Origin of the sequence: Vibrio sp. 1-Bac 57 (assembly GCF_037546855.1) — a bacterium.
Classification (GTDB): Bacteria; Pseudomonadota; Gammaproteobacteria; order Enterobacterales; family Psychromonadaceae; genus Psychromonas.
This window is the reverse complement of record NZ_JALAAC010000058.1, coordinates 1-11,818: the sequence shown is the minus strand read 5'-3', so window position 1 is coordinate 11,818 and position 11,818 is coordinate 1. Positions and strand designations below refer to the sequence as shown.

The window sequence follows — 11,818 nt, the reverse complement described above, 5'->3', positions numbered from 1 at the left end:
CTATTCACAATAAGGTGGCTACTTAATTCCATCATACAAACCATACGAACTTGTGGGTAGGATGATTCATAAGATTTATTCGCCGAGCGCGAAAATGCGGCACTATTTTCTTTTGTGTCTGGTGTACGCCAAACGACACCATCAACGCCGTATAAATTAAGTCCGCACCATTGAGGATGCTCAGCACGTTTATGCCAAGTCGTAGCCGTTTGATTAAATACATATTTAACGACATTACTCCCTCGTTTTTTGCGGGCTTGTGTTACCGCACTTCTTGCGACGTAGTCGACCTCTTGAGGTAATACGATATCGAGTTTGTTAATAAGCTGACGGACAGACTCAGTTCTAAAAAGTGACATGCCTACAACAGCCCAGACCATCGCATCCATAGGGATCTTTCGTTTCCTTAACGTAGCGACGCCGTTAGACTGTAAGCAAGATTCAATAATATCTGGCTCTAAGATATCTGACAAAGAAGAAAATTTGGTAAGACGGTTAATCAAAGTGCAAGCGAGTGCTTCTGAAAGTTCCATAAAAAAATCCCATGACCTTTTGAGTCATAGGATTTTGATCTTCTTCAGCTAAAAATCAACTAATTTTTCTTAACTGATCGGCATTAGGCTTCGGTCTGTTTTTTTGTATCTGAAAATAAGCGCACAGTAATGCAAGTGAGTTAGTGGGAGATGAGCAGGTCACCCCCCCCCGACATTTAATGTCTAAAAATATGACGCTAACAGCAATAGTAAAAAATCTGCTTTAATCTAAGTGTATTAGAGATCAAACCCCCATAAATCACCTTGTGGGTCGCTTCTATCCTCAGCGTTAGTCTCTCCTTTAGTTTCCCACATATTTTTAGCCGCTTTTCTGGCTTGTGCTTTTTTCTTTACCGCCATGACTTTATCTAAATCTTGAGGTACGGGTTCAATGAGAACGCTATCATGAGGATATTTATCATTCCCTTGCTTATAAAATCCAAGCTTATACTCACCCTGTGGACCTTTTAATATCGCTATTTTTGCTTCATCAGTTTCCGTTAAATCTTTAATCTTAATCGCTTTGATATCTTTTAGGTGTGTTAAATAAACTTGAGGCTCTTTCACAAAAAAACCTTTAGCATCAATAGGGGTATCAAAATCATAAATACTGACGATGTTTACAATATTTAACTCGTTTTCTTCTAGTAATAAATGATTTTTATCCTCTCGGCGAATTTTATGATACTTATTATGAGACTCATTTATTACATCTTTAAAGCTCTGAATATTAACAAACATAGTGACTACTTCTTCATATTGTACTGGTTTGCTTTTATAAAACTCTTCAAGGCCAGCCAATGAAATTGTCTTCGTTGTTTTATTCGTTTTTAAGGTAATATTTTCTCCATGTAATGCTATTTCTATTTCATCATCTTTTGTTTGCTCGCATATTTCAGACAACATATTCGCCGCATCCTGCGTCAGTGCGAGTGATATTGGAATGTCAATATGCTCAGGAATGGAGTGTTCCACTATATTATTATCACTTTGCACACACATTTCTCGCTTTTCTTTGTCAATATTAATAAATTTAAAAGGCGTGTAAGTATCGACTTCAAGTAATAGACGTTGTATTGCAGGCACTCTGGCGCTTTGAAAGGTATGTTGTTCATTCTCCTTTATAAAGGTCTTATGCGCCTCCAAAAAAGCAACGGATTCACAACCTCGCGACTTACCTGTATTACTGATCAAGTAAATTTTTAGATCCTGCTTCTTTTCAGTCTCAAGCTCTAAATGGATTTTTTCATAAAAATCGAGTTCAGCCTCTGACACGGATTGATTTTTATTTTTATCATTTGATATGTGATACGTTGAGTAAGTTAATAACTGGCTAAAAAAGTCGCCATCAAGTGTAAATTGCATTTTCTTTAACCCGTGACCAGCCGCTAAGGGTAAGCGTTTTTGTATGTAGTTTGGTGAACACCCTCCGATGATCAGTAATTCATTTTGCTTTGGTAGAATACAAAAGCTAACACAGTAATCGCTAAATTTAGGATTGAGCGCTTGGACAATCTGTTTAATGTCGTCGCGGTATTGTCTTCCAATGATGAGGTTATAAGACATTTTTTACTCCAAAAATGGGGTTGATAAGTAATGTTGCGCCTGCTCTATAACAAACGCGTCGACTGGAAATGTTGGTGTGAGGGTGATGGTTAACTGACTTGCGCCATCGGGTTGTTTAACAACCGACACTGACTCTTTACCTTGGGCATAATCCTTTTTTACCAAGTTGAGCAAGCGATCGACTTTTGTTTTTCGATTAACCGTTAAGGTGAAAGAGCAAGCAAGCCATTGCCACTCTTTACAACGAAAAACAGCCTTAAAATCACGGGCATTCGTCGCGTTACTCGCAACCTGAATTTGCAGCGCAAGGACGTTGCACTCATTACCGTTATCATCTTTAGTCTGCGTTGAAACCACTGAAATCTCGCCAAGGTGTGATAAGGCGGTGCATTGCTTTTTATTGAGTGGCGCGTGATCATGTTTATTCGCCTTAGCCCATATTTGGCTTAATACGGGCCAAGAAAGCGCATTTTTTTGATTCATGTTATCGAAAAGGCCTTCAATAAAATGATTAGTGCTGACATTTGATGTGTCACGCCAACGGTAATAATAATAATTTTGTATTTGCTTACTGTGTACTGATACATCATTAACCGCATTCAGCGTCGCGTAAGGCACTTTTCCTGCTTTAACATCTTCCGTTGTTAACCCACTTGCCGCTTGACCTAAGATAGCTGCGCGTATTTTTTTATTGCCCCAGATAAATTCTCGTAGTGCAATTTCCGGTAACGTGACGGGGTTCTGCTGTTTATCGCGAAGAGACTTATCTTTATAAGGCTGACTTAATAGCGCTAATTGCCGCGATAAATCATTTGAATCAGGTGCCAGGTTGAGTAAATAGCGTAATTCGCTATGTGAAAAATCTTGTAACCCATAAAGGCTTTGCTGTGGTCGTAAATAGGGAAATAACCATTGAATACCATGTAAATAGGACCAACGTGTTGTGGCATAATGTTGGTGTCCTATTTGATGACAAATTTCATCAAAAAGTAAGCTGTCATTAATTTGCTGCTCTTCTCCTTTTTCAATCCAATGTGAAAAACGTAACTTAACCACTTCTTCACTGAGCATGATGTTTAAATCAGTCCGCTCATCAAGCGCGCACGGTGAGTATCTATACACAAGCTGTAATCCCTGTTGCATAAATAAATCAATGCCACTGTGGCGTAAGTGATGAAAGCGTACCGACTTTCCACAGATTGCTTTTATCGCTTTGGTGACGGGCAATAAATAGTGTAATTGGCGAGAGCCTATTGTCTCATCATCAAAGCCAATTAAAGGGGCGTTATAATGACTCTGCTCCTTAAGTTTGATCGCAATACGGACGAGTTTTACCAATGAATCGGGCAAAACAATATGGACTGGCCGTGTTTTACCATTCTTGGGCCTCCCTTCAATTGTTTTGGTGATAGTGAGATGAAAGCAGTTCGGATGGGCATAGTAAATATCTTTAATGCGTAATCTCAGTACATCACCGCGACGTAACATCGCAAAATAACCGAGCACGGCACTCACTGCACAATAAAAGCGTTGAAATAAGCTACCGCTACTGTGTGTTAATAACGTATCAACAATGTCATGTAATGCCGATAAAGAAATACAAAAAGGATCAACACTGGGCGCTAAGCAAGGGTTTTCAAATTCATCAAGATCGAGGTGATCAGTGAGTGCTTGTGTCACCATAAATCGGAAAAAATAATGGACCAAATTGAGATGGGTATCATTTTCTAGTTGAGCGAAGACTTGTCTCGCCCAGGCTTGAAGTTGATCATGGTCAATGGCGGTTTCATAATTCAGCGGCAAGTCTTTGAAACATGCTTCAATGCTAGTGTATTTAGTAATGGTTGCTTCTGAAAGCTTGGCCTTATTGACACCTCCAAATAAAATGAGCTCTCGGCAATAAATAAACAAATAATGTTCAAGGATATTGTGTCCATTTAATACCGGCCCGGCGACGTCCTTAATGTTACCCATTTTAACCCAGTGTTTAATTAATTTGCGTTGTGGCCAGCGCGCTTTAATTGGCTTCGAAGCAGCAGCTAGCGCATGTTCGGACGTCTCTTTTTTGAGCGTGCCATCGCCTTGCCAATCCCGTGTGAAAATGGCGTTATGCGCCTTTCTTTTCTCTTTCTCTGAAGGCGTCGCTCTATCAAAGTCAACATGTCGCTCTGGCTGTGCAATGTCTTTTAAGAGTGTTGGTGGCACACGATCACGATAGTGCCAAAGAATTTGAAAGACCGCGTGCCATTGCCCGGCTGAGCACGGTGCTAAGTGGTAGGGTGGTGCTGAAATATACTCATTGAGTATGTTAAGCAAACTTTTGGCCGTAAACGACCTGTTGTTGACACCATTAGCATCAATAGAGTGATGTCCTTGATAAAAATCAGCTAAAAAGCGATAGCAAAACAAGGGTAAATGATAGCGCGTGAAATGAGCGTCTTCTTGCAACGTGCTTGTTGAAGCACGTTGTAAATGGAACACTTTGAGCATGCTAGTCGTTTGCTCTCGCTCAATGGCATGACTATCGGATAATATCGAGGCTAAATAACTTAATGACAAAGGCGCCACGTCAATGGCAATGGTCAACGCCGTAAGCGCGGGTGAGGGGGTAAGCCGCGTGTTTAAAAAGTTAGCTTTATCAACTTCGTAGGCGTGCCAAAGTGACTCTGCCAGCTCTGCTTGTTCATTTAAGTGGCTAAACCACGCGAGGTTACGATCAATAAAAAGTTTTTCCGTACGAGCAGGCAGTTCCCATTGCGCCACATCCTGAAGATAAATAAGAATATGATTAAGTGCATGGCGGTAATGTCGTTGTTTGCCTGTCGGTACTTGGCTTATCGTATCTTTAATGAGTAATAAAGTTTCATCGCAAAGGGTACGAGTGGAAATGTCCTGTGCTGGCCAACGTGCTAATACCCAATCAATATCAGCGACTACTATCGCTGAATGCTCCGGTGCAGCGATAGCATTCGTGTTGTTATGACTGATGTCGTCACTAAGATGGCTACGTGTTAGGTGATCTGCAATGGTACTGGCCTGTATTTTTAGCGCATTATTCATCGGATACCTCCTCAGTGAGTCCGTCAACTAAACCCGATGGAATAGCGCCTAGCTGTAACAGGCCCAGTCGTTTAGGGAGCGTATTAAGATAATTTTCTAACGGGATAGTGGTCAGCGGAAAATAATCATGACTACCAAGATGCTCACCAAAGTTGGCGTGTCCCATTAAACGGTCAATTTGCTGTGTGGCAAGGTGATGAGGCGGTGGACTGGTTAGTGCACATTGAGCAAAAAAATGACGCAATTGGTAAGGGACAACACCTGGCCATAATGCCTTCATGGTGGAGCGTAACTGGCTGGCATTTAATAATTGCTGATCGCCATCTTCATTAATGAGATACCACATTGCCTGACGGGGTTGATGGTGAGGGAAGTGCACCGTCAGTGCTTTCTGTAGAGATTGATACTGCGCAATTTGTTCCATAAGATAGGCGCATAAAGTGATTTGGCGCCATTTCCCTTTATCTCTCACACACACATGCTCTGCCCCAAAGCAGCGACGTCGCTCAATCGTTATCGCATGGGTTGGCCTCACTCCCGTTAGTACCATAAATTGAAAAGCCAATTGGTAGGTTCGCCCATTATAATATTCACGATGTTGTTCAATCGTCATCTTTTTTGAAAAATTAACCTGTTCAACCTGGTTGTGTAAGCGTACAAAAAACTGAACAACATCATCTTCTGCCACACTTCGCTGACAGCCAATGAACAGAGGAGGAATAGCTTCATATTGCTTAGTGTTATTTTGATTAACCAAATGAAAAGCCGTGATGAAACCATTTTTTGCTAAATAATCAGCCACTGGCACCTTCGTCTCAGTCAGTTTTTTACGTTGTCCTCCAACAAGATATATAAAATGTTCACTCAGGTTGAGTTCGTTGATCGCGCGCATTATTCTGTCCAAATAACGGTTTTGCGCTAAAAATATTTTTTTACGAAGGCGATCACTTTGCTCCACCTGGTAGGCAATGACATTTTGATGATGCATCTTGTCTGGATGTGTGAGCACCATTTTAGCCAACGATGAAAGGGCGGGATCAAGATGCGTGCAATGAAAAAAATAGCGAAAAAAGACATTTCTTCTATTTCGTCGATGACCTTTAAGCGAGAGCGGTGTTTTCCAACGAGCTTGAAGTAATGCAAAAAATCGCGCTTTCTCCGCTTTATTCAACAGCGCAGTGTGATAGCTCAAGGTGCTGATGGCGGTTTGAAAGAAGGGCAGCAGTATGGTTGGCATAGGTTGCCAAAGATAAAAAACACCGCTCTTTGTATTATAAGCTTGTGCATACTCGACCCATGACGTATTGCCATCTTTATAGCTTCGTAAACAATGTGCTTCACAAGGGTTGCTAGTGGAAACGCGTTTTAAATCGGGAATATCGTCGAGGTGATCAATATCATCGAGTTGGCCCGTTAACCAAAGATGAATAAAGAGCAATAATGTGCAATGGCTTTCCTTTTTCACTAACGTTGATTTGGTCAGCTTTTTAAAGGTGATCGCCAGTGACACCGCCGTATCGCTTGCACTCGGCATCACGCCACCGGCCGTTTTTTGTCGGTTTTTTTTCTGAAACTCTTTTTCTTTACTCATTAGTCACCTTCTTATCCCTGATGGTTGAAGCACTGACTGCCATTAACGTTGCCAGTTGCTTTTTAGTGGGGACATTGAGGAGTAAGCGTTTAGCCTCAGTAATACGAGAAAAAAAGTGACGCGTTATTTTGTTGTGTTCACGATAGGCAAGCGCTGGAAAGTAAAATGAAGACGCAATCAAGACATCGTCTACCTCATCATGAGCGTAATAGTGAACGTTGACCGTTAACTTATGGCGCTCTGGATGGCTCATTAATAAGGCCGCGTTCATATTGAGAGCAAGTTGAAAACACTCACCTTGTTCATTTTTTAGCGCCAGTATTGGCGCTGAATCCAATAAAATTTGAGCGATGGCAAAGGGGATAGTGTGGATCGCTTTTGGAAAAGAAAGGAAGCAATCATCAAAACGAATGATCTCTTGTAACTTTTCATTGTGACGTAACGTTAGCTTCGTCAGTGGGATGGTCTTTATTTTCATTACCTCTATTTTCCTTATGGCTTGTGGCATGTTTCATTGTGTTGATGTGCCATTAAATCGTGCTGATACAGTGAGTCACTCAATGCGGTTGACAGTGAATAACTTAAAATACCTATATCGAGATAATTAATAGCGACTCATACCAAGCTAACACAAGGTTTTAAATTTCCAAAATAACGCTGTATTTACATACAGTTATTCGCGTTGGGGTGAGGGTTTAAGGGCTATTGAGGCAATGTTTATGTGTGCGTTGCAAGCAGAAAAAGTGAAATGGAAGAGAAATATTGAAAAATAAATAAAAAAGTCGACATGGTGTCGACTTTTTAAAGCATTTTGGGTCAAAAAACAGGCAATATTACAACATCATGTCAGAAAAAGCCTTGCCATCGATCCTGGATGCATTGGCGACATAAGGGGCATACACATCAAATAATAAACGTGTATTACTGTGTCCTAACATTTGAGAGATATACAATGGGTTTTCATGTGCAGCAATATGTAATACCGCGGCGGTATGACGCGTTTCATAGGAGCGGCGAGGTTTTAAACCCGCTTTTTTTAATGTGGGAAGCCAGATTTTCTTGCTCACATATTGAGAGCTTAACGGGTGACCTCTGTCATTAGTGAATAAGAAGGGTTGCTGCGCTTTTTTATTATCAACTGCACGTTGAAGTGCATCATAAACGGTATCGCACATTTTTATCTCTCGTCTGGACTTAGGCGTTTTGACATCGACCACTTTTCCGTTAACAAAGTTTTGCCTTACTTTTATCAAGCGATGTGAAAAGTCGATGTGCTCTACATATAAGCCATTTATTTCGCAGCCACGCATGCCCGTCCAAAATCGTATAATGTAATAGTCACGCCATTGTGACGAGACTGCCCCTAGGTAGGTTTTTACCTCCTCAACCGTGAGTGGGGCAGAGTCCGCTTTTTCTTCTTTTAATGCTTTATAGCGACGTAATGGATAGGCAAACGTAAACTCATCACTCGCGAGTCCCATCACGGAGATTAATGGCCATAAAATATTATTGATGCGGCGATTCGATAATTTACGTGTGCCATCTTCTTTGGTCATGGCCAGTAGCGATTGACGAAAATAATCTACCTGAGCTAAATTTATTTCATTGATTAATGTGTTACCAAAGTAGGGCGTTAAGTAATTATTAATATTTAAGCGAACCGTTCTTTGGTAGCTATCGCTCCAACGTGGCTGTTGACGATCAAACCACTCATCGGCAAAGTGATCAAAAAAGGGGTGAAAGCGGTTAGGTTTTTTCTCGCGTAATAAGACTTCAAACGAGGCCACTTTTTTGCTGTCGGGAAAATAATCGCGATATTGAAAGGTGCCTAAATCAATTTCTGCATTCATTTTCTTAAGCTGAGTCTGGGCTATTTTACGGTTTTTAGGGGTATCCATCATAGCGGTGCCTTCACGAAAGCGTTTGCCATAAAGATGAAAATCGTACTGTAGGCGTCCGTTTGGGCGCAGGCGAATTTGAGCCATATTGGCCTCCATCAAATAGTTTTGTTCCTACCCGATGGTTAACGTATAATAACGCCATCGGCTGGATCTGGGTTAACGTCGGAGCAGCCGGTACGAGGCGAAGTGGGTGCAACCACTTCGTCTCAACTGCTATTATTGTTCTAAGTGAGTAAACTTTGAACGTTTATTACTATAAAACATGCTGTTTATTTGTCCAGTGTTTTTTGCTTTTTGTTCATACTGCTTCCTATTGGGACTATCGCGTTGTCTTTTTTCACAATGTCACAATGTCACAATGCCACTATGTTAACACACCGCTTAAAAACTCAAGAATCCTCCTCGCAAACAAACGGATGGCCGCTATTTTTCTCATCGAGCAGCATTGTCAGCACTCCATTTTTTGTGTTTTTTACCACCTCAATGCCCATACTTGCGCTTTGAAGTCTGCCACACGGGATAAGCCTATTTTGAATTCAGATCATAAGCGCTTTATTGTGTGTGATGGCGTAGATATTTTTTGTGGGGGCATAGATATTTTTTGTGATGGCATAGAGAAGAGAAAGTGAGCCAGGCCTTTCTTTCATGTTAAATTTGTCAGCTAATAAACGGCCATTAGCGCGGGTAGCAATTAAACAGAGGCTGGATGGCAAATCGAATAAATTTGAAGAGCGATTGGACATGGTGCATGCGTACCATAGCAGTGAATAGAGGTGAATGACGCCCATTGCTATTGGCGTTACATTAGCGTTAACCGAATAGTGCCCCCCTATTAGGGAAAACCCAGGTAACGCTTATCTCCCCATCAAATTCAGATTCTTACCGCCATGCGTGTTTCACCCTAAGACGTAACAGAGACACTTTTTTTGTGTCATTAACGTTTCCCAATAGCCGTCAGATAGTCGAGATCTGTTGTAATATTCTTTATCTGATACAGTTAATAAGCTTTAATATGAATAGTGACATTTTATCAATAACTACTTATTTTTTCTCATTATTTTTTGTATATTTACTGATAGGTCATTTTCAATTTTACTCATTATTTGTATAGATTGCTTTTCAATTTGCTTAATCAGTTTTTGGTCAATATGAGAACAAACAAACTGTAGCTTGGTTTTTGAAACCTTGCCAGCACCGCTAATAATAATTGAGGTAATGGCATCTAATTTATTATTAGGTACATCGGTAAGATTATTAATTATTTTTTTAATATTATCAAAAACAATGAGTAAGGATACCTCTTCAATTAGCTCAGTCGAGATAGCCTTGTCCATCATTTCGTATACAAACGAAACATGCTCCGTATAATCAGGGTATCTATACATATAGTCGATATCATTATTTACTATAAGTTTATTCTGGTTTTCACCATCTAATTCCCAATCTATCATCGCCATAATAGGTATTGATATAACTTCAAGTACTTTATCGTATTCTGCTTCATGTTTAAGAATTGATGCGGAAATAGGGATAATAAATTTATGCTCAGGTTCACGTTGTTTCATTACATCATGAATAAGATAGCGGTGAATTCTTCCATTACCATCATCCATAGGATGAATATAAACTGCACCAAAGGAAATCACAGTTGCATGAATTAACGCAGATACAGACGCATCAAACATCATTCGTTCATGAGTTTTAATCAAACCATTCATCAAACTAGGTACATGTTTGGCAAGCGCACCTATGTAATGAACATCCTCATAAACTTCACCAAAGCGTTGTAATGTAGCCCCCACATAGATCTCATCTGAACGATAATCTGATGCTTTTTTGCTGTCTTCTACAATTTTATTTTGTAGATCAATTAGTTTACTTTTCGTTAATTCAAACAAGCCTGCATTTTTAATGGCTCTTAAGAATCGTTGCATTTTATGTTTATCAGGCGTTTCTCGCTCAATATCAGTAGAGGATTTAGTTTCTTTTGTATAAAGGTAATTAATTGAACGGCCTATGATATCAGTACTTACTGATTCACCAATCCTTTGCATTTCCGCATAAGCAGTTTTGTATACATCTACGTTTTCACACTTCTTAATTTTAGATGTTTTCCGAACTGTTGGGCAGAACTCTCTTGTTCCAATGGCATTATTAATAACACGAGTTCGTTTATTTTTATCTCCGTCTTTTAACGTGTAGTAAAACTCATCTTCAAAAAGTTTAATGTAGTTACCTTGATTTAAGTCTGGTAGATCGATGGTAGAATCCATTATCCATTCATATAAGTACCAAATAATGCGATTGTATTTAGCATTAGGCTTTTGAGAAATAAATATAGACAGCTCTGCAACGTCAACTTTTGGGAATATAGCAGCAAAGTAATGGAGCCTAATACCTTGATATTTTATTGCTTCAATCATATGATCAAAAGGGGTATCAGAAATTTTTCGAGTACCTGGTATTATCTTACGTTTAGATGCTCCATACGTTACTATTTTTTCTTTATCCGAATTAGAGTCTTGATATACTTCAACATTTAATTTTGGTAGGAGTAGGCTATAGTGCTCATTTAAGTAAGTGTATCCGAGTGCTTTCATACAGGCCTTTACTTATTGATTAGGTTAGTCAATACTTTGCAAATAATTAAGTCTTTATAAGGAAGTATTTGTTTTTATTTAAAATATAATACCTACAAAATTAACTATACACTTACAAAATCATAAATCTACTTACAAATCTACAATTTCACTTACAAATCTACAATTTCACTTACAAATCTACAATTTCACTTGCAAATCTACAAATCCACTTACAAAATAATTAATCTACTTATGTAATGTAAGCGATCTGTAAATCAGTGAAAAGTCACTCGTGTTGTGGCTTAGTGATTTTGGCCACACATTTGTAGGTTTCTAAATTGCTATGGGGGCGTTTGTGGCTTACCTTTCTAGGGGCGCAAAGGGGCACAAACCGAGATAGAAATAGGGATAAAATAACACTTAAAATCGTAACTACAGTCTCTTATATATGGGATTATTTGATGGGAAACATCTTAAAAAATATATCTAATGGATCAACTACCTATTTTCAAAAAGATATTCTTGAATAGTTGTAAACTTTGACATGCTTTACTAAAAAACATTATATTATAATAGATATTTATT

7 protein-coding genes are annotated in these 11,818 nt (G+C 39.4%); all 7 read right to left on the bottom strand.

Translation table 11 applies throughout. From position 1 onward, the window contains the following. A partial coding sequence (locus MT391_RS19860; protein ID WP_499499768.1) for an IS4 family transposase occupies positions 1-533 on the bottom strand: 533 nt, incomplete at its 3' end. Positions 534-770: 237 nt separating this feature from the next. Further along, entirely contained in the window at positions 771-2,099 is a 1,329-nt protein-coding gene (locus tag MT391_RS19855; protein ID WP_499499767.1) for a hypothetical protein, read from the bottom strand. Between the two features lie 3 nt (positions 2,100-2,102). Beyond that, positions 2,103-5,159, bottom strand: a complete 3,057-nt coding sequence (locus MT391_RS19850) for a site-specific integrase (RefSeq protein ID WP_499499765.1) — start codon at positions 5,157-5,159, stop codon at positions 2,103-2,105. Beyond that, positions 5,152-6,750, bottom strand: a complete 1,599-nt coding sequence (locus MT391_RS19845) for a hypothetical protein (RefSeq protein WP_499499764.1) — start codon at positions 6,748-6,750, stop codon at positions 5,152-5,154. The genes MT391_RS19850 and MT391_RS19845 overlap by 8 nt, the downstream gene beginning before the upstream one ends. Continuing rightward, positions 6,743-7,228: a hypothetical protein gene (locus MT391_RS19840; protein ID WP_499499762.1), complete on the bottom strand. Its 486-nt coding sequence runs from the start codon at positions 7,226-7,228 to the stop codon at positions 6,743-6,745. The genes MT391_RS19845 and MT391_RS19840 overlap by 8 nt, the downstream gene beginning before the upstream one ends. A gap of 355 nt (positions 7,229-7,583) precedes the next feature. Beyond that, complete coding sequence (locus MT391_RS19835; RefSeq protein ID WP_499499760.1) at positions 7,584-8,735, bottom strand: site-specific integrase; 1,152 nt, start codon at positions 8,733-8,735, stop codon at positions 7,584-7,586. Positions 8,736-9,688: 953 nt separating this feature from the next. After that, complete coding sequence (locus tag MT391_RS19830) at positions 9,689-11,251, bottom strand: Fic family protein (RefSeq protein ID WP_499499758.1); 1,563 nt, start codon at positions 11,249-11,251, stop codon at positions 9,689-9,691. Positions 11,252-11,818 lie beyond the last annotated feature (567 nt).